Raw genomic sequence first — 19767 nt, 5'->3', positions numbered from 1 at the left:
AGCGCGGTTTGAAAAAAAAGCACCGGCCAGCGTCATGGCCAAGTTGGCGTTGGAGCAGGCCATCCCGGCCGAGTGGGTCGATCAGGTGTTCGAAAACCATCGCCAACGCCAGTACCCGCGTGAGCTTTTGTTTTCGACCATCGTTGAGCTGATGTCCCTTGTTTCATTGGGTTTACGACCTTCACTGCATGCCGCTGCACGTCAGATGGAGGACCTTCCGGTTACCTTGGCAGCGCTCTATGACAAGGTCAGCCGCACAGAACCCGCGTTGCTGCGGGCCCTGGTCACCGGCAGCGCAGAGCGGTTGACCCCGACCATAGAAGCGTTGGGCTGTTCAGCCATTTTGCCCGGCTGGCAACTGCGTATCGTCGACGGCAACCACCTGCCTTCTACCGAAAAACGTCTGGGGGCTTTGCGGCGTGAACGAGGCGCCGCGCGGCCTGGTTTTTCGGTCGTGGTCTATGACCCCGACCTGGATCAGGTCGTTGACCTTCAGCCCTGCGAAGATGCCTACGCCAGTGAACGCGTCAGCGTACTGCCGTTGCTGGCGAGTGCGAGGGCGGGACAGCTGTGGATGGCCGATCGGCTCTATTGCACGCTCCCCGTCATGGAAGCCTGCGAGGAGTCGGGCGCCTCGTTCATTATTCGTCAGCAGAGTCACCATCCACGCCTGATCCAGGAAAACGACTGGCAAGAACCCGTGTCTGTCGAGGCTGGAACGGTGCGTGAACAAACCATCGAATTGAAAGGCGGACGCTGCTGGCGGCGAATTGAACTGAGCTTGCGAACGCCCACTGAGTCGGGTGACTCCACGCTCTTATTCTGGAGCAATTTGCCCGACAGCATCAGTGCTCAGCAGATCGCTGATTTGTACCGTCGTCGCTGGAGTATCGAAGGGATGTTCCAACGCCTGGAATCGGTGCTGGACAGTGAAATCGCAAGCCTGGGCAACCCCCGAGCGGCCTTGCTCGGTTTTGCCTCGGCGATCTTGGCCTACAACGTTTTGTCGGTCCTTAAGCGCAGTGTTGAACAGGCCCATCGCCAGACGCAGCCCGAGGGCTGGGAAGCTTCGATCTTCCACCTGGCGGTGCAGGTGCGCAGCAGTTATGAGGGGATGCAGATCGCGTTGCCCTCGGATTACCTATCACTCCAAACGACCTCAGAAACTCTGGCGGAGCGTCTGTTGGCGCTGGCCAGGAATATCCAGCCCCGACAGGTCGCTAAAAGCAAACGCGGCCCCAAAGTAGATAAACCCAAGGAATGGCTCGAGGGCAAAGCTGCGCGTGCTCATGTATCGACGGACCGGGTGCTCAAGGCCAAAAAAGATGAAAGACCTTGAAAGGGCTGATTCTCAGGGTGAACCGCAGAGTGCCTGTCAACAGATCGCATGAACCCCACAAGGTGCCTGCCTTGGTTTTTCTTTTGTTCTTGAGATCGAGCGCCGCCCGCGCGGCGCATCGCGGCTAAAGGCTAGGCGCCCCCGCCGCTCCTACATTGGTTGCAACGCGCCATGGCCTGTGAGATTGGAGTTGCCAGCCGCGCGCAATACCCCGAAACCACAAAGACTTAAAGCCGAACCCCCAAGGCTAACAACGCCGATCCCACAGAAAATGGCACGTTGCAACCAATGTAGGAGCGGCGGGGGCGCCTAGCCTTTAGCCGCGATGCGCCGCGCGGGCGGCGCTCGATATAAGCAACAGCACAAAACCCAAGGCAAGCGCTTGGAAGCCTTGATACGGCCTTCCTCCCTTTTCTCAGGGTGAACCCGCAGAGTGCCTGTCAACAGATCGCATGAGCCCCACGAGGTGTCCGCCTTGGTTGTTCCTTTGCTCTTGAGATCGAGCGCCGCCCGCGCGGCGCATCGCCGGCTAAAGCCGGCTCCCACATTTGTTGCAACGTGCCATGGCCTGTGAGAGTGGAGTTGTCAGTCATGCGCCCCCCCCGAAATCACAAAAAACTAAAGCCGAACCACCAAGGCTAACAACGCCGATTCCACAGAAAATGGCACGTTGCAACCAATGTAGGAGCGGGCTTCAGCCGCGATGCGCCGCGCGGGCGGCGCTCGATTTGGGCTACAGCGTAAAAACCAAGGCAAGCGCTTGGAGGCCTTGATACGGCCTACTTCCCTTCATTCTCAGGGTGAATCCGTAGGGTGCCTGTCAACAGATCGCATGAGCCACACAAGGTGCCTGCCTTGGTTTTTCCTTTGCTCTTGAGATCGCGCGCCGCCCGCGCGGCGCATCGCCGGCTAAAGCCGGCTCCCACATTTGTTGCAACGTGCCATGGTCTGTGAGATTGGAGTTGTTAGCCACGCGCAAGACTCCGAAACCACAAAGACCTAAAGCCGAACCACCAAGGCTAACAACCCCAACCCCACAGGCCATGGCACGTTGCAACCAATGTAGGAGCGGGCTTCAGCCGCGATGCGCCGCGCGGGCGGCGCTCGATTTAAGCAACAGCACAAAACCCAAGGCAAGCGCTTGGAAGCCTTGATACGGCCTTCCTCCCTTTTCTCAGGGTGAACCCGCAGAGTGCCTGTCAACAGATCGCATGAGCCCCACGAGGTGTCCGCCTTGGTTGTTCCTTTGCTCTTGAGATCGAGCGCCGCCCGCGCGGCGCATCGCCGGCTAAAGCCGGCTCCCACATTTGTTGCAACGTGCCATGGCCTGTGAGAGTGGAGTTGTCAGCCATGCGCCCCCCCGAAATCACAAAAAACTAAAGCCGAACCACCAAGGCTAACAACGCCGATTCCACAGAAAATGGCACGTTGCAACCAATGTAGGAGCGGGCTTCAGCCGCGATGCGCCGCGCGGGCGGCGCTCGATTTAAGCAACAGCGCAAAACCCTAGGCAAGCGCCTGGAAGCCTTGATACGGCCTTCCTCCCTTCATTCTCAGGGTGAACCGCAGAGTGCCTGTCAACAGATCGCATGAGCCACACAAGGTGCCTGCCTTGGTTTTTCCTTTGCTCTTGAGATCGAGCGCCGCCCGCGCGGCGCATCGCCGGCTAAAGCCGGCTCCCACATTGGTTGCAACGTGCCATGGCCTGTGAGATTGGAGTTGTCAGTCACGCGCCCCCACCCGAAACCACAAAAATCCAAAGCCGAACCACCAAGGCTAACAACGCCGATCCCACAGAAAATGGCACGTTGCAACCAATGTAGGAGCCGGCTTCAGCCGCGATGCGCCGCGCGGGCGGCGCTCGATCTAGGCAACAGCACAAAACCCAAGGCAAGCGCCTGGAAGCCTTGATACAGCCTTCCTCCCTTCATTCTCAGGGTGAACCTGGGAGAGGGCAGGCTCAGAACTGTTCGTCGTTGATCAACAAAGCCGCTTCACCACCCTGGATCACGCAATGGGCCAGGCCTTGCGCGCGGGAAAGCAGGTGGTCGGCATAGAAGCGTGCTGTCACAAGCTTGCCGCGATAGAAGTCCAGCTCCTGGCTGCCGTCATCCAGTCGTTGCTGGGCCACCAAGGCCGAGCGCGCCAGTTGCCAGCCACCGGCGACCGTGCCGAACAGCTCAAGGAAGGGCACCGCGCCCACGGATACTTGGGCAACCTGCCGGTCGTAGTTCGACACGATAAACCCGACGGTTTGCTCCAGTGCGTTTACACCCTGGCCCAAGGCACCGGAAATAGTGGCCAGCGTTGCGTTGTCTGCGATAAGCAATTGCTGCTCGACCTGGCGCATCTGTTCGATGACCCGGCCAATGGCCAAGCCTTGGTCGCGGGCGATCTTGCGCCCGATCAGGTCGCCGGCCTGGATGCCGGTGGTGCCTTCGTAAATGGTGGTGATGCGGGCATCGCGCAGGTGCTGGGCCGAGCCGGTTTCTTCGATAAAGCCCATGCCGCCATGGATTTGTACGCCGAGGGAGGCGATATCGATCGCGTTCTCGGTGCTCCAGCCCTTGACCACCGGGATCATCAGGTCGACGAAGGCCTGGCTGCGCTGACGCTGCTCGATCTCGGTTGCACGTTCGGCACTGTCCATGGCCGCGGCCACGCTGCAGGCCAGGGCGCGCATGGCTTCGGTGCGCGACTTCATCGACAGCAGCATGCGCCGCACATCGGGGTGGCGCAAAATGGCGACCTTGTCGCGGCTGCCGGTGCCTGCCTCAGTGCCCTGTACCCGCTCGCGGGCGTAGGCGAGGGCCCTTTGGTAGGCGCGCTCCGACAGGCCGATGCCCTCGATGCCCACCGAGAAACGCGCGGCGTTCATCATGATAAACATGTACTCCAAGCCACGGTTTTCTTCGCCCACCAGCCAGCCGGTGGCGCCTTGCTTGTCGCCGAAGGCCAGTACGGCGGTGGGGCTGGCATGGATGCCGAGCTTGTGCTCGATGGAAACGCAGCGCACATCGTTGCGCTCGCCGAGGCTGCCATCGGCTTCGACCATAAACTTCGGTACCACGAACAGCGAGATACCCTTGACGCCCGCCGGTGCCCCCGGCACTCGAGCCAGCACCAGGTGCACGATGTTGTCGGTGAGGTCGTGCTCGCCGTAGGTGATGAAGATCTTTTGCCCGAACACACGATACGTGCCATCTGCCTGGGGTTCGGCGCGGCTGCGCACTTCGGCCAAGTCGGAACCGGCCTGGGGTTCGGTGAGGTTCATGGTGCCGGTCCACTCGCCACTGATCATCTTCGGCAAGTAGGTTTCTTTCAAGGCGTCGCTGCCGCGCAGCTCGATGGCTTCGATGGCGCCCCGGGTCAGCATCGGGCACAGGCCGAATGACAGGTTGGCGCCGTTCCACATCTCCTCCACCAGCGCCGAAACCAGACGCGGCAGGTCCTGGCCACCGTGCTCAGGTGCACAGGACAAGGCATTCCAGCCACCCTCCACAAATTGCTCATAGGCTTCGCGCCAGCCCTTGGCGGTGATGACTTGGCCATCGATCCAGCGAGCGCCCTCAAGGTCGCCGCTGACATTGAGGGGCGAGAGCACCCCTTGGGCGAATTTGCCAGCCTCGACCAGGATAGCGTCGGCAAGGTCGGGGCTGAGCTCTTCGCAGCCGGGCAGGCGGCTTACAGGGTCCAGATGGCCCAGTTCGTTGAGGACGAACTGCATGTCACGTAATGGCGCGGTGTATTCACTCATGGATGAACCCTCCTGTCGGGCATTGGCGCTGAGCAGACGAGTAGACCAGAGCGCCGGTAGCCTCGCGCCCACCCGTTGAGGGTGGGCATTTGCCGAACCCGCATGCCAGCCCAATACCCATTGGCTGCAATGGCGCCACCGCTGTATGCCAGATAGACCGCGGTGATGCCATCGCAGCATAGGTATCTACACAATTCTGGGGCAGCGCGGCTCTTGTAGCCGCTGCCGAGGTACGAGGCTGCGATCGGCGGCGAAGCCGTCGTAAATTCAGGCCCTTCGGTGTGCCTGATGGATTACGGTCTCAGGTTTTACGGCCGCTTCGCTGCCGATCGCAGCCTCGTACCTCGTCAGCGGCTACATTCGTAGCAGTAGACGAGTTCAGCGAGGCCAGGTCCGGGGACGTAGTCCTCGCAAAGCCTGTACTCGCGGTGTATCTGAATACTGAAGTGCCAGGTTTTACGACTGCTGCGCAGCCGGACGTGGCCTCGTTCTACTCGTCCACTGCTACGAAATGCAGTACACCAAAAGATGTGTAGATACCTATGGCTATCGCAGGTAAACCTTGCTCCTACATCGACCCAGCCCCAAGGCGACTAACAAGTAGCGCGGGTAGAGCAGGGGGGTGGGGCCGCGCAACAGGAAGCGGTGTAACTCACTCAACGATGGCAGGCGCTTGACCATGCAGCCCATCAAACCGGCCGAAATAGCTCAATGACTGAAGCGTAGAACCGCTTGCGGACTCCCTCCGGGAACATAGGCCCGCCGGCCATGATTCCGGCCGCGAAACAGTCCAATATCCAGATATCCTCCATCAGCTGCGTTTTTACACGCTTTGTATTCGGTAGCGGGCGGCAGGTTTGTGAGCCACGCTTGTAGGGCGGCTGGGGCAGTCTCGCCCCGGTCGGCGCGGTCCATGAGGGTGAAATCCGATGAGACTACCGCTTCTTGTGCGCTGGCTGTTCGGGCTGGCGCTGGCGTGCGTGTTGCACGCTGCACAGGCCCAGGACCTGCCGAATGTGGAGCTGAGCGCCGCCGAGGAGGCGGAAGTTACTGCGTTGGTATTGCCGGTTCCGGGTGCCAGGACTGGTGATTTCGATAGCATGCGCGAGCGCCGGCTGGTACGCATTCTGGTGCCCTACAGCAAGACCTTCTTTGCGGTGGACCGTGGCCGCCAACTGGGCATCGCCTATGAGATCGGCAAGGCGCTGGAGTCCTGGCTCAACAAAGCGTACCCGTTCACGAACAAATCCCTGCAGTGGCGCGTGCTGTTCATTCCCGTCGGCCGTAATGAGCTGCTGCCGAAGCTGACGGAAGGTATCGGCGATATCGCTGCCGGTGGTCTGTCCATTACCCGCAAGCGCCAGGAAGCGGTGGATTTCAGTGCGCCCTTCGCCAGTAACATGCAGGAAGTCCTGGTTACCGGGCCGAAGAGCATGCCCGTGGCAAAGCTGGAGGACCTGGCCGGCCTGGAGGTAATGGTTCGGCCTTCCAGCAGCTACTTCGAGCACCTTACCGAACTCAACGAGTCCTTCCGGCAGAAAGGCCTGACGCCCATTAATATCAAGCCGGCGGACGAGAACCTGGAGTCCGAGGACCTGCTGGAGATGGTCAATGTCGGGCTGGTCAATGCCACGGTGGTGGACCGCTATATCGCCGAGACTTGGAGCAGCATGCTCCATGAGCTGGTGATCCATGACGACTTTCCCATTCGGGTCGATACCGAGCTCGCCTGGGCCGTGCGCAAGGGCAGTCCGGAGCTGCTCAAGGTGCTGGCGAAGTTTGCCGAGGGCCACAAGCTGGGCACCGTCTTCGGCAACGCTGAGTGCGTGGGGGCGCTGCATCGTCCGGGCTTTGGACATCCCGTCTTGACCTGTTACAACGCAATACATCGGCAACGACTAAGCTTTTTCGAGAAAACCTCGTCTCTCTAGGAGATTTCCATGAGCGCCGCCCCCCTCTCCGAACTCGATGCCACTCTGCCCGGCTTGGCCCGCAAGATCCGCGTGCTGGATGCCCTGTCTTGGCCGGATGGAGTCGAGGAAGTCTTCCTGGCGCATTGGCGAGGCGGGAAAGCAGAATTGCCCAAAGTCGAGCTGCGCCCGCGCGAGCACAGCGCCGACATTGCCGCCCTGGAAGCCTTTATTGGCCGTTGCGATGTGGGGCATCCGGCCGGGAACTACCTCGCCATGACAGCGCGTAGCTATGCCACGGCTGGACGCATGCTGGGTGCCATTGGCACTCCCGCCTTTACTCAATATTCGTCAGCGCTGTACCGGCGCCCGGATTTCTATTACTCGAACCTGAAATTGAGCATGCTGGACGCGGCCCATTTCTTCCTCAAGACCACCGACGCCCTTCTGGGCGGTGCTCAGATTCCACCGAGCCAGGCCGACATCCCGGCCGAGGTCTTCGCCGCCTGGATGCAGCCGGAACTGGACCGCTTCTTCGGCGCGGGCCGGATCACGGTCATGCTCGATCCGAGCCTGGCCGCCAAGGCCATCGCCGGGGCGAGCCGCATCCGCCTACGTGCCAGCGCTCTGTTCTCGGAACTGGACAAGAGTCAGTTATTGCAGCACGAGGCCTTCGTGCATGTCGCCACGGCACAAAACGGCGCGCTCCAACCCAACCTCAAAAGCCTGGGCCTGGGGGCGCCACGCACGACCCAGACTCAGGAGGGCATTGCCACCCTGGCCGAGCTGTTCACCGGCAGCATGGACATCAACCGCTTGCGTCGCCTCGCCCTGCGCGTGCTCGCGGTCCAGCAAGCGCTGGAGGGTGCCGATTTCATCCAAGTATTCGAAGGTTTTCTTGATGCCGGTCAGTCGCAAGAGGAGTCCTTCCGCTCAACCCAACGGATTTTCCGCGGCGCCGACCTGCATGGCGGTTCGGCGTTTACCAAGGATGCTGCTTACCTGACCGGTTTGCTCGGCGTCCATACCCTACTGCGCATCGCGATCCGCGACAACCGGCCGGAACTGGTGGGCCGTTTGTTTGCGGGGCGCCTCGGTCTGGGTGATACCGTACGCCTGGCTCCTCTTTTCGAGTCGGGCTGGCTCCAGGGACCGGTCCATCTCCCGGCCTGGGCCGCCGATCTGCGGTTGCTCGCCGCCAACCTGGCGTTCTCCGCCTTTATCGCCAGGATCAAGCTGGATGTGCTCGATCTGGAGGTACTCCTGGCCTTTGCAGACGAGCATGAAGCCGATGCCAGCGCCATGTGATCTTGCTTTTTTCGTCCTTGGCGGCAATTTTTGGAACAAAGTTCGCGCGCTGTTCATCCGAACCACACGGGTGGTCAATTTGGAAGCAGACTGAGTATTAAAGCGCTGAAGCACAGCGTCCTTAGCGTCAGAGAGGTAAATGATTATGAAAACTTCCAGCCTGGTGGTGGCCGTGTTAGTGCTGATGCAGGGCTGCGCGATGGCACCGCCGCGGCTGCCGGCGGTGCCGCACGAGTTGACGGCGAGAGCGGAGATCCCAGGCATGGACGGGGTGCGTTATGTCGCGGGCGGAAACATGACAGAGCTGACCCGAGTCGGGCTTGACTCGCTACGGCGGGAACAGGCTTACCTAGTGAAACAGGGGCACAAGGGGCCCCTACCGCCGGCGGTCTATCTAGCCATTTCGGGCGGTGGTGACAACGGTGCGTTCACCGCAGGATTACTGAATGGCTGGACGGCCACAGGAACGCGCCCTGAATTCAAACTCGTTTCCGGCATCAGCACGGGCGCGCTAATTGCGCCGTTCGCCTTTCTTGGGCCGAAGTACGACGCGGAACTGAAGAGGGTCTATACCACCTTATCGCCCAAAGACGTCATTTTGCATCGCAGCTTTTTAGCAGGCGTTTTGGGCGATGCGATGTCGGACAACGCACCGCTGTTGAAGCTGACGCGCAAATCGGTGACCGATGTCATGCTCAAGGAGATCGCCGCCGAGTACGCGAAGGGCCGCTTTCTGTTGATCGCCACCGCCGACCTTGATGCGCGACGCCCCATTATCTGGGACATGGGGAAAATCGCGACCTATGGTGGTCCTGAGGCCTTGGACCTTTTCGTGAAAATCATGATCGCCTCCGCCTCGATTCCGGGAGGATTTCCGCCCATGATGATCGATGTGGAAGTCGACGGTAAAACCTATCAGGAAATGCACGTGGACGGTGGCATCATGGCGCAGGTATTCGCTTATCCGGCCGGGATCCGTGTCAATGAAGAGGCGGTAAAAGCAGGAGTCACCCGCGAGCGCAGGCTCTACGTGATACGCAACTCGCGACTCGACCCGGACTGGGCGCACGTCGAGCGCAGCACCTTGAGCATCGCCGGGCGCGCAGTCGCCTCGTTGATCCACAGCCAGGGCATCGGCGACCTCTACCGGATCTATGCCACCACCCAGCGCGACGGTGTGGACTTCAACCTCGGGTTCATACCGTCGAGCTTCAACGCCCCCCACAAGGAAGAGTTCGACAACGAATACATGCGCAAGCTCTACGACACCGGTTATGACATGGCGTTGCAGGGTTTCTCGTGGCTCAAAGTTCCGCCAGGATTCGCTCCTCCAGGTGCAACAGCAACGGGAAAATAGTGAGTGTGCGATGTGATTTACCTGAATGGGTATGGCTTTCCAGCCTGGCGCGGCGGCCCGATGTTCTATGCTGACAGCCTGGGCCTGGACCAGGTACTGGCGCGTGTTCGTGAGTTCCATCAGCGCTTTGGCGCATGGTGGAGGCCGGCGCCATTACTGGAGAAGTTGGCCGCCGAAGGCCGTCGATTCTCCGACTGGAACCCGGGCACATAACAACACGATGATAGTTGCGTCATCACGATAGTTTCTGCGCTGGCGCGATAACCTTGCGCTGGCGTAGATACGAATACTGGCCTTCTACAACAACTATAAAAATGTAGAGGCCACAATGAACTCAGTTCTTGGCAAACCCCTGAAAGCAATCAACCTCATTGGTGTGCTTCTGCCCTTGGCGGCGCAAGCCGAGATCCTCGACGACAGCCACTTGAGCCTCGGTATGCGTAATTTTTACGTAGACCGTGATTTCAAGGGTGATAACCCCAGAGTTTCCCGCGATGGAAGCTGGTCCCAGGGTTTTGACCTGCGGTTCACCTCGGGCTACACCGAAGGCGTCGTGCAATTTGGCCTGGACGCTGCAGCGCAGTACGCGGTGCGGCTCGACGGTGGTGGCGGGCGCTCTCCAGACACCGTGCTCCCCTTCGATCACGACACGGGCAAGCCGGTTCACGACTACGGGCGCGGTGGCCTGACGGCGAAAATGAAGTACTCCAAGACCGAATTGAAATTCGGTGAACTTCGCCCCGTATTGCCAGTGGTCTCCATTGACGACTCACGCCAGCTGGTCAGCACCTTCCAGGGTGCGCTGGTCACTTCCAATGAAATCGATAAGCTCACCCTGACCGCGGGGCGACTCACCGAAATCAGCAGCCGTGAGTCTTCAAACCGGGAAAAAATGTACCTGTTCACCGGGCTGAACGGCCCACGTCGCACCAGTGACGGGCTGAACCTGGGCGGGGCGACCTATGCCTTTACCCCTGGGATCTCTGCCAGCTACTTTTACGGCCAGCTGGAGGACATCTATCAACAACATTATCTGGGCCTGACGTTTAATTCAGACCTGGGCAGTGGCTATGCGCTCAAGACCGACTTGCGCTATTTCAACAACCGTGAAGACGGCGACGCGCTCTATGGTGAAATCGATAACCGTTCCTACGGTGCGATGACCACACTCAAGAAAGGCGGGCATTCGTTTGGCGTCGGCTATCAGCGGATGCTGGGTGACAGCAGCTTTCCGACATTGAACGGCTTTACGCCACAACCGTTTCTGCTCAGTTGGTCGGCCTTGGCGTTTATCAGGCCTGATGAGCGCTCCTGGCAAGCGCGTTACGATTACGACTTTGCCGCCATGGGGGTGCCTGGGCTGCGACTGTTGGCGCGTTATCAGCGCGGCACAGGGATTGATCGCGGGGGTGACTTGAGTGACGCTTCGGAAAGTGAGCGCGATCTGTTCCTTGCCTATACGGTGCAGAGCGGGCCTTTGAAGGGCCTGGGTGTTGAGTGGCGCAATATCGACGCGAAAGTTCAGCACAACAATGATTACACCGAGAACCGGCTGATCACGACCTATACCTGGAACATCTGGTAGGGCTTAGCGCGGCCTGGCCAGGGTTTGAGACGGTAACTCGTCAAACGCCTGCTTATAGGCCGCGGTGAAATGGCTGGGTTGAGCAAACCCCCATTGGAACGCCAGCTCGCTGATCTGTAGCTCTCCGGGTTGGTGCTTGTGCAATAGCTCACGTATCGCCCGCAGCCGGTGGTGCTGGATATAGCGCTGCAAGGTGCTGCCCATGTTCTTGCGAAACGCCTGCTCCAGGCTGCGCCTGCTGGCGCCGCTGACATAGACCAGGTCGGCGATCAGCAGCGGTTCGCTAAGGTGGGCGTGAATGTAATCCACGACCCGTTTGACCGTTCCGGGTAATAGGCAACGTTGTGGCAGCGTGTCGAGCGACGGCACCAGTTGTAGAAGGTTTTCGCAGAACAGGTGCTGGATGTGGGACTGGCTGACAGGGGAACTCAGCAACCCGGACGGGGTATTGCCTTCCATGTCCACCAGTCGCAGCAGGCTCCCAAGGCTCTGCAGTGCCGGGTGCAACCGGTCGATCAGGATCGCTTGGGCAGGCACCCCTGGCACTCTGGATTGATGGTGGCGATCCAGATGATCAACCAGCAATGAATTTTCCAATGAAATGACCACGGCCTTGGTCGACTCATGCCAGATAACATCCACCTGATGCCCCGGCGTGAATACCAGCAACTGACCGGGAATGGCCTGCAGCCCGGCGGGAAGGCTGGTGATTGCACCTTGTAGGGGCAATATGCCGTGCCAACAGCTGAGCGGACTTGAACTCACGCGAACTTCATTGCCCCAGCTGGCGCCGAACAACTTGAGTTGTGGCAAGGCCTGCAGGGTGAAGTTGACTTCCAGTATGCCTTGGCCCATCAGATGAATGCGCCGCTCTTCGATCTGGTGGTTCAGGCACGCCTGGGCTTGATCCAGGCAGCCGGTACGCAGCATCGGTTTGGCCGCAAACGGAAAGTTCGAGCTAGCGTATTGATCCATCATTGGAGCGCACCTGCGAGGCGGGCCAGTCGATCAGGCATCGCGTGGATATTCATACAAAAACCTTTCTTGTTATAGAGCTGGCTTGCGCCCTTGTTAGCGTTGACTCATCGACACAGGCCTCTCTGGGGTCTGATAGTACGCGCGAGTACCCGAAACGCCCATGATGAGCGACGCTCGGTCATCCCCCCATAGCGCGCAGAAAAAAAAGACGCGCACAGATAAGGCCTTGCGCGCCTGCATTATCGGCGCCAGCTTCACGGTCCACATACTGCGAACTCCATCCAATAAGAACAACCGAGGAGCCCCCTATGAGAGGGATGAAGAGTCTTTGGATTTGCGCGCTGGCCGCTGCTTTGAGCCAGGCGGCATTGGCCAGTGACGAGCGGCCTAACTTCCTGGTCATCATTGCCGACGATCTGGGGTACAGCGACCTGGGTAGCTATGGCAGTGAAATCGAAACCCCCAATCTCGACTCCCTTGCCAACCAAGGGATGCGCCTGACCAATTTTCACACAGCCCCAACCTGCTCTCCAACCCGTGCCATGCTGCTTTCCGGTGCCGATAGCCACGTCGCGGGGCTGGGCAATATGGGAGAGCTGCTGCAGCCGTTCCAAAAAGGCGTACCCGGTTATGAGGGCTACCTCAACGATCGCATGGTGACCGTGGCCCAGGTCCTTCAGGATGCCGGCTACAACACCTACACCACGGGCAAATGGCACTTGGGACGTACCGAAGAAACCAGCCCGAAAGCCCGTGGTTTTGATCGCTCGTTCATTCTGGTCCAGGGCGGCGCCAGCCACTTCGACGACCAGCATGCAATCATTGCCGCCGACCCCAAGGCCATTTACCGCGAAGACGGCAAGCCGGTTGAAGTGCCCAAGGGTTTCTACTCCAGCGAGTTCTATACCGATCGCCTGATTGATTACCTCGAAGCCGACAAGGATAAGCACAAGCCGTTCATGGCCATGCTTTCGTACACCGCGCCGCACTGGCCTTTGCATGCACCCGATGAGTGGCTGGACAAGTACAAGGGGCGCTATGACGGCGGTTACGATCAGATCCGAGAGGCTCGGCTCAAGCGTCAGAAAGCGCTCGGCATCGTGGGCGAAAACGAGCGTCCCAATATGCCGATGGCCAAAGGGCTGCCTGACTGGAATCAGTTGAGCCCCGAGCAGCGCAAGCGTGAAGCGCGCAACATGGAAATCTACGCGGCGATGGTGTCCAACATGGACTACAACATCGGCCGTCTGCTCAAGTACCTGGAAAAAAACGGCAAGCTGGATAACACCTTTATTGTGTTCATTTCCGACAACGGCGCAGACGGTAACAGCCCTCTGGACTTGCCAGGCAACAAGGAATGGATGGCAAAGGAGTTTGACAACAGCCTGAAAAACCTTGGCCATAAAGGCTCTTATGGCGACTACGGTGCCCAGTGGGCGCAGGTCAGCTCTACGCCGTACCCGCTGTTCAAGGGGTTCACCACCGAAGGCGGCATTCGTGCGCCGGCCATTATCAGCGCCAAGATGCTCAAGCAGGCCCACCTGCAAGGCACACTTCGCGACGATATGGTCCATGTGATGGACCTGATGCCGACCCTGCTTCAGGCTGCCGGTGTGCCTGCCTTGGGTAAGACCTTCAAGGGGCGTGAGGTCCAGCCCATCAGTGGCAAGAGCATGATCCCGATGTTGGAAGGCAAGCCGATGGGCGAGCGCCAGATTGGCTGGGAACTGTTTGGCCGCAAGGCGCTGCGCAAGGGTGACTGGAAAATCACCTGGGTCAACCAGCCTTATGGCGACTCCGCCTGGCGTCTGTTCAACTTGAAGGAAGACCCCACCGAAAGCCGCAACCTGGCGAGCACCGAGCCTGCCAAGATGAAGGAAATGCTCGTGGCGTGGGATCAGTACGTGAAGGAGAACAACGTTCTGGAGGGCAACTTCGAAATGAAGTATGGGTTCCAGACGTGCCTGTATGAGTACTGCTTCAAGTAAGCCGTTTCGCGGGTTGATGATGAATGCACCGCGGTTTGTCTGATGTATTGTGGTGACGCCATCGCAGGCAAGCCTGGCTCCTACAACGGTCTGTGTAGGAGCCAGGCTTGCCTGCGATGCAGGCGCTGCGATTCAATTGATGGCCATTTGCCTTAGGCTGCGGTAACAGGGATTGTCTAACAACTGTAAGATAGTGCGACTAACCGCAAGGTCCATTTCACTAAACAGACAGTAACAATGACAAATATGCACCGCAGCTCGACCTTATTTAGCGCTCTCAAAATTGGCCAACGTATCGCAATCAGCGTAGTGCTGTTGCTTGTCCTCACCGTCGCTGCCCTGCTGACGGTGTTCTTAAGTCGATTTGACAACGTGATCGCCGAGGCCGAACAACGCGAATTGCGCGGCTTGTTCAATAACATCAGCACTGCCATCGCCTCGGAAGCGCTGATCTGCGGGTTCACGAGCCGAAAAAATTTGGCGATGACTTGTCCGATATCCGCAATACGGTGGTTCAGGTCAACACCCAGCACAGCGCCTTGAGAGGGATTGAGTCTGGCGTTGCAGGCTTGGGTATTCGTGGCGTTGCGCCGATTCAGGCGCATGGCAAACACGTCGGTTCTGTCGAGTTCGGCCTGTCGTTCGGCCAACCGTTCTTTGAGTCATTCAAACAACGCTACAACGTTGACGTAGGCTTGATGCTCCGCAAATCTCCTGACCAATACGTTGCCTTCGCCACGACCTTCGATGATTCCAGGATCTTCTCCAACGCTCAACGCGAAATCGCCTTTAGCGCAAAGGAGGTGACCGTTCAGGGAGAGCTCAATGGCCGCTCAGTTGCTTCTTATGCAGGACTTGTGCGCGACTTCTCCGGCCAGCCTCTGGGCGTGTTGGAAATCGCCATGGACCGGACCTACTACGCCAACGCCCTCAGTGACACGCGCAATACGGCATTTCTGGTGGCCGCGATCGCCTTGGCGATTGGTCTGTTACTGGCCGCGCTGATCGCTCGTAGTATCGTGCAACCGATTCGGGCCGCCGCCGCTGCCATGCGCGACATTGCCGCCGGTGAAGGCGATCTGACGCGCCGCCTGGCGGTCAAGGGCAGCGATGAGCTTGCCGAATTGGCACAGGCCTTCAACAGTTTTGCCGAGAAAGTCCGTTTGCTGATCGGTAGCGTTGCGGGCTCCACCGCGCAGGTGGCCTCGGCCGCCGAAGAAATGTCGGCCATTACCGAGGAACTCAAGCGCGACCTGGCCAACCAGCGTGGCGAAATCGAGCAAGTGGCCACCGCCATGAACGAAATGACGGCCACCGTCCAGGAAGTGGCGCGCCACGCCTCAGAGGCGGCACACTCGGCGGACAGCACTGACCAGCAGGCGCTGCATGGCCAACAGGTCGTGGCGGGTGCGGTGAATGCGATTGACGGAGTCGCTGTCGAAATCGAACACGCCGTCCAGGTGATCACCCGTCTGCAAGATGACAGCCAAAGCATTAATAGCGTATTGGGCGTGATTCGTGGTGTCGCCGAACAAACCAACCTGCTGGCGCTTAACGCTGCCATTGAAGCAGCACGTGCCGGCGAGCAAGGGCGTGGCTTTGCCGTGGTGGCGGACGAGGTGCGCACGTTGTCCTCGCGCACACAGCAGTCGATCGGAGAAATCCAGACCGTGATCGAACAACTGCAGACCAACGCCCGCGAAGCCGCCGTGGTCATGCAGCAAAGCCAGACACGCGCCCAGGACAGTGTCACCCAGGCACAGCAAGTGAGCGACTCGCTCAAACAGATCACCCTCTCAGTGACCCGTATCAATGACATGAACGCGCAGATTGCCAGCGCCGCCGAAGAGCAGAGTTCGGTGTCGGATGAGATCAATCAGAACGTGGTCAATATCAACGATGTTGCCGATCGGGTCACCGATTCCGCCAGCCAGACGGCCCAGGCCAGCAGTCAGCTGGCGCGCTTGGCAGTCGATCTACAAGGGCTGGTCGGTCAGTTCAAGTACTAGGTTCTGTACGTAATTCGCGGAAACCGTGTCGAAGCCCTGCCAGACCCGTTTTTTTATAGAGTTCCCAGCTATCTATGGAAAGGAATCCTGTGATGGCAAAGCGATACGAAATCTCGGATGAAGCATGGGAGCTGATAGCGGATCTCTTTGTGGAACCACGTCGGCCCGCGCCGTGATGACCGCCTCATACTCAACGGCGTGCTTTGGATTCTCTGTTCGGGCGCTGCGTGGCGCGATATGCCAGAGCATTTCGGACCCTGGTCAACGGTTTATCAGCGATTCCGAGACTGGCGAAATCAACGGGTCTTCGACCGGATGCTCCAGCGTTTGCACATCAAGTTGAACGAGAAGGACTTGATAGACTTACAAACCTGGATGATCGACTCGACAGCGGTACGCGCACCCCGAGCTTCTTCAGGAGCCGGTAAAAAAGGGGGCCTGACGAACCCACTGATCATGCTCTAGGGCGCAGCCGCGGCGGCCTTACCACCAAGATCCATATGCTGTGTGATACCAACGGTACGCCGTTGCGCTTTCTGCTTTCTGCTTTCTGGTGGCCAAGCCAGCGATATCAGCTACGCCGAGCCGCTACTGGACGGGGTTTGTATTCCCAGCCTGCGGGGCCGTCCACGCAAACGATGCCGATGGCTGTTAGCGGACAAAGGCTACGATGCCGAAGCACTACGTCGGTACTGCGACAGGTACCGCATGCAGCCCGTGATCCCGTTGCGCAAGATGAAGCGCAAGCCTAAGCCAGGCTTGCCCAGACTCTTCGATCGTCCCAAATATCGGCAACGGAACATCATCGAGCGGATGTTCGGATGGCTGAAGGAAAGCCGTCGAGTGGTGACACGTTTCGACAAGCTCGCAAAAAGCTTCGGCGCCATGGTTTCGCTTGCTTGTGCTATGCGGTGTCTGCGGCATTATTTTTCATACAGAGCCTAAAGACCTAAAAGAGGTAAAACTCGAATCTGCTGGCGATTCGATTTTACTGCCTTGCGCCAGAAATCGCGGTTTCCTTATATGTTCAAATGATTATGTTGAGTGATTTCGCGCAGTGAAATGGATGTTTGTATTTTTCGAATGCACGGTATGTCGCGCAAGGTGTTTTCGATGAAAAAATTATAGTCGTCCATGCTTTTACAGATCATCTGAACGAGAAAATCGCAATCGCCCGTAACGTTATGAAATGAAAACACTCCGGGGTGTGACTTGATTTTTTCTTCGAGTTCGCGAGTAGCTTCCAGGGTATGAGCGTCCACGGATAACTGCACGAAGGCCTTGATACCATAGCCCAGTGCTTCCTTATTAAGAACCGCTTCGTATCGAGAGATGAAACCACTTTCTTCGAGTCGTTTCAGCCTTCTCCAACAAGGTGTTTCACTCAGTGAGAGCAACCTAGCCAAGTCTGAGGTTGTGGTTTTTGCGTCCGCCTGCATGGCTTTTAGTATTGCGATATCAACAGCATCCAACATGTCGGAGGATTTTTTCAATTTTTGCCCTTCCATAGGAAATTTTTTTGGAAAACTATCAATGAAGACTGCGAAAAGCAATATTTTTTTTCACTCACTTATCTATAATTAATGGCGTCGTAGAAGAATGTTTCCAATCAAGTCTTAATTGGAAATTGGCTGTGATTAGCGAACCAAAATCTCACTGGGGCCAAACAGCGGGTGTCACAGGAGTGAAATCCCCCCCTTGATCAGAGCGGCAACTAATAGGGATGCTATCTTGACAATGCACTCAATGCTTAAAGTCACCGACTGCACTTTACGCGACGGCGGCTACGTTAATAATCATGACTTCAGTCAGTCCCAGGTTACGCATACGGTCTCACGCCTGTTGGCTGCCGGGGTTGATCTTGTGGAGCTCGGTTATTTTCGTCGCGATACTCAAGACCTTGGGTTGACGGCCTATTGCCCCCCTTCATTGCTCGAGTTGCTGCCTCAGACGGGAGCCGGTCGGTTGGCGTTGATGCTGCGGCCAGACCATGTGCAACCTGGTCACCTGGCGGCATTGCGAGGGTACGGCATCAGTCATGTGAGGATTCCTGCACGCCAGGATAACCTTACCGCCAGTATCGCCTTGGCCCGCGCGGCCCGCGAGGAAGGTTATGTGGTCTGTCTGAATATCATCCGCGCCAGTGAGCTGGCGGATGACCAGCTCACTGATATTGTGCGCCAGGCCAGTCTCCTGATGCCGGATGTACTCTATTTCGCCGACTCCAACGGTTCGATGTTTCCCGCTCAGGTCGAAGCCCTTATTCGCTTTGTCAACCGTCGCTGTGACTTCCCTTTGGGCTTTCATGCTCACGACAATCTGAACCTGGCCGTTGCGAATTCGATCGCGGCCATCAGCGGCGGAGCCCGTTGGATTGATTCGACATTGGGCGGGTTGGGCAAGGGAGGTGGTAACGCCGCCACGGAAGTCATGTTGACGCTTGTTGCGCGTCTGACCGGGCGAAAAATCAGTCTTGCATCATTGCTCGACATTATCGTCCATCACCCTGGCGGGTTGTTTCCTCCTCGGATGAGAGATCGGCTCCAAAGCATCATTTATGGTTTGCAGGACTTTAATGTTGACGCGATATCCACTCTCAATGGGAATGCCTCGGCGTACCATGAAGACATTGATGAATGGGTAAAAATAATTACAGCTTGTCCCAGCCCTCGGTTGGCTACGATGTTCTCGTCCGCACCGTTTAAATAAACGGCGAGACAGATTTTGCATTGCAAATCCAGTCGTAAATTATTTGATTAAAAGGTAATAAAAAATGAAATTTATTGAAGAGCTGCACGCTATGATCGGTGCCCGCAAGAAAATGACCAGTCAACTTTATCAGGTGATAATGGCTGGTGACGCTTCCCAGCATTTGCTACGTAACTTTGTTATTCATCGCTACCCGATAAAGAACTTCTGGACCCGTAATATCATGGGGATTGCCTCCCGGGTAGAGGACTATGAGTTGCGCGCGTCCTTAGTGGAAAATATCTATGAGGAAGAAACGGGAGGCCTAACAAAGTCACAGCGTCACCTGAATTCTTTTGCCGCCTTTGGCAAGTCGGTAGGCGTGCAGTCGCAAGAATTTATCGAAACGCCTTTATTGCCAGAGACCCAGGCCGTTATTGAGCATAATGTTTCTGTGTGTAATGGCAGTGAGCACTTCACCTATGGTGTCGCTTCGGTTCTGTTGTTAATGGAAGGGCAGCCGCCGATTATTTCAAGCCGCAAAGAGAGCATGCTCTCGGTGATGCAGGAGAAGTATGAGCTTCCGGAGTACGGGTGTGAGTACTTTGTTCATCATGCCAGTGCCCAGGCCGGTGATGAACATGTCAGTGAACTGGAAGATGAACACGCCAAAGTCGCCGAGGAACTGCTAGTTCGTTATTGCAATACCCGCGAAATGCAAGAGCGCGCCAAGTTTTTCCTGGCCCGTGCAATTGAGCGTCGTCATGCACACTTTGATGCGATCTACCGAAACTTCAGTCGCCCCGAAGACAAACCTTTTCGTTTTTGCCAATAAAGCGGGCCCAAGA

13 protein-coding genes and 4 pseudogenes are annotated in these 19767 nt (G+C 57.8%); 14 read left to right on the top strand and 3 right to left on the bottom strand.

Annotated features, from left to right (window positions below; genetic code table 11):
- The first annotated feature begins 34 nt into the window (after positions 1 to 34).
- Positions 35 to 1339, top strand: a complete 1305-nt coding sequence (locus AC3IX4_RS16950; protein WP_489261189.1) for an IS4 family transposase — start codon at positions 35 to 37, stop codon at positions 1337 to 1339.
- A 1960-nt stretch (positions 1340 to 3299) separates the two neighbouring features.
- Here the strand turns inward: AC3IX4_RS16950 and AC3IX4_RS16945 are convergent.
- Positions 3300 to 5096 (bottom strand): acyl-CoA dehydrogenase, encoded by a 1797-nt coding sequence (locus AC3IX4_RS16945; RefSeq protein ID WP_489256570.1) that lies wholly within the window; start codon positions 5094 to 5096, stop codon positions 3300 to 3302.
- A 929-nt stretch (positions 5097 to 6025) separates the two neighbouring features.
- On the opposite strand from AC3IX4_RS16945, the gene AC3IX4_RS16940 reads away from it, so the two are divergent.
- The 6 genes and pseudogenes from AC3IX4_RS16940 (at position 6026) to AC3IX4_RS16915 (ending at position 11256) form a co-directional block, all read left to right on the top strand.
- Positions 6026 to 7027, top strand: a complete 1002-nt coding sequence (locus tag AC3IX4_RS16940) for a transporter substrate-binding domain-containing protein (protein ID WP_489256569.1) — start codon at positions 6026 to 6028, stop codon at positions 7025 to 7027.
- Positions 7028 to 7036: 9 nt separating this feature from the next.
- Entirely contained in the window at positions 7037 to 8314 is a 1278-nt protein-coding gene (locus tag AC3IX4_RS16935; RefSeq protein ID WP_489256568.1) for a peptidase MATCAP family protein, read from the top strand.
- Positions 8315 to 8318: 4 nt separating this feature from the next.
- Positions 8319 to 8408: pseudogene (locus tag AC3IX4_RS16930) on the top strand (transporter suffix domain-containing protein); the annotation flags it as partial.
- Between the two features lie 45 nt (positions 8409 to 8453).
- The gene (locus AC3IX4_RS16925) at positions 8454 to 9671 is read left to right on the top strand and encodes a patatin-like phospholipase family protein (protein WP_489256567.1); all 1218 of its coding nucleotides are present in this window, start codon (positions 8454 to 8456) and stop codon (positions 9669 to 9671) included.
- A 9-nt stretch (positions 9672 to 9680) separates the two neighbouring features.
- Positions 9681 to 9884: pseudogene (locus AC3IX4_RS16920) on the top strand (3-hydroxyacyl-CoA dehydrogenase); the annotation flags it as partial.
- Positions 9885 to 9999: 115 nt separating this feature from the next.
- Positions 10000 to 11256, top strand: coding sequence for an OprD family porin (locus tag AC3IX4_RS16915; RefSeq protein ID WP_489256566.1), 1257 nt, complete (start codon positions 10000 to 10002; stop codon positions 11254 to 11256).
- Positions 11257 to 11259: 3 nt separating this feature from the next.
- On the opposite strand, the gene AC3IX4_RS16910 is transcribed toward AC3IX4_RS16915, so the two are convergent.
- Positions 11260 to 12234 carry a helix-turn-helix transcriptional regulator gene (locus tag AC3IX4_RS16910; RefSeq protein WP_489256565.1) on the bottom strand — a complete coding sequence of 325 codons (975 nt, stop codon included), beginning with the start codon at positions 12232 to 12234 and terminating at the stop codon, positions 11260 to 11262.
- A 308-nt stretch (positions 12235 to 12542) separates the two neighbouring features.
- Here AC3IX4_RS16910 and AC3IX4_RS16905 point away from each other — a divergent pair, with 308 nt between their 5' ends.
- The 5 genes and pseudogenes from AC3IX4_RS16905 to AC3IX4_RS16885 all read left to right on the top strand — a co-directional run bounded on the left by AC3IX4_RS16905 (position 12543) and on the right by AC3IX4_RS16885 (position 17176).
- Entirely contained in the window at positions 12543 to 14222 is a 1680-nt protein-coding gene (locus tag AC3IX4_RS16905; RefSeq protein WP_489256564.1) for an arylsulfatase, read from the top strand.
- A gap of 237 nt (positions 14223 to 14459) precedes the next feature.
- The gene (locus AC3IX4_RS16900; protein ID WP_489256563.1) at positions 14460 to 14765 is read left to right on the top strand and encodes a hypothetical protein; all 306 of its coding nucleotides are present in this window, start codon (positions 14460 to 14462) and stop codon (positions 14763 to 14765) included.
- Positions 14732 to 15325: pseudogene (locus tag AC3IX4_RS16895) on the top strand (cache domain-containing protein); the annotation flags it as partial. The gene AC3IX4_RS16900 and the pseudogene AC3IX4_RS16895, both read left to right, overlap by 34 nt.
- Before the next feature lie 117 nt (positions 15326 to 15442).
- Positions 15443 to 16231, top strand: a complete 789-nt coding sequence (locus AC3IX4_RS16890; protein WP_489261308.1) for a methyl-accepting chemotaxis protein — start codon at positions 15443 to 15445, stop codon at positions 16229 to 16231.
- 92 nt (positions 16232 to 16323) lie between these two features.
- A pseudogene (locus AC3IX4_RS16885) lies at positions 16324 to 17176 on the top strand (IS5 family transposase).
- A gap of 74 nt (positions 17177 to 17250) precedes the next feature.
- On the opposite strand, the gene AC3IX4_RS16880 reads toward AC3IX4_RS16885, so the two are convergent.
- Positions 17251 to 17739, bottom strand: a complete 489-nt coding sequence (locus AC3IX4_RS16880) for an Lrp/AsnC family transcriptional regulator (RefSeq protein WP_489256562.1) — start codon at positions 17737 to 17739, stop codon at positions 17251 to 17253.
- Positions 17740 to 17977: 238 nt separating this feature from the next.
- On the opposite strand from AC3IX4_RS16880, the gene AC3IX4_RS16875 reads away from it, so the two are divergent.
- The gene (locus tag AC3IX4_RS16875) at positions 17978 to 18940 is read left to right on the top strand and encodes a beta/alpha barrel domain-containing protein (protein ID WP_489256561.1); all 963 of its coding nucleotides are present in this window, start codon (positions 17978 to 17980) and stop codon (positions 18938 to 18940) included.
- A gap of 64 nt (positions 18941 to 19004) precedes the next feature.
- Entirely contained in the window at positions 19005 to 19754 is a 750-nt protein-coding gene (locus AC3IX4_RS16870; RefSeq protein WP_489256560.1) for an iron-containing redox enzyme family protein, read from the top strand.
- The last annotated feature ends 13 nt before the right edge of the window (positions 19755 to 19767 follow it).

The organism is Pseudomonas sp. KH_021 (assembly GCF_057838865.1).
Note: the sequence above shows the minus strand (reverse complement) of the source record. Positions and strands in the feature narration are given on the sequence as shown.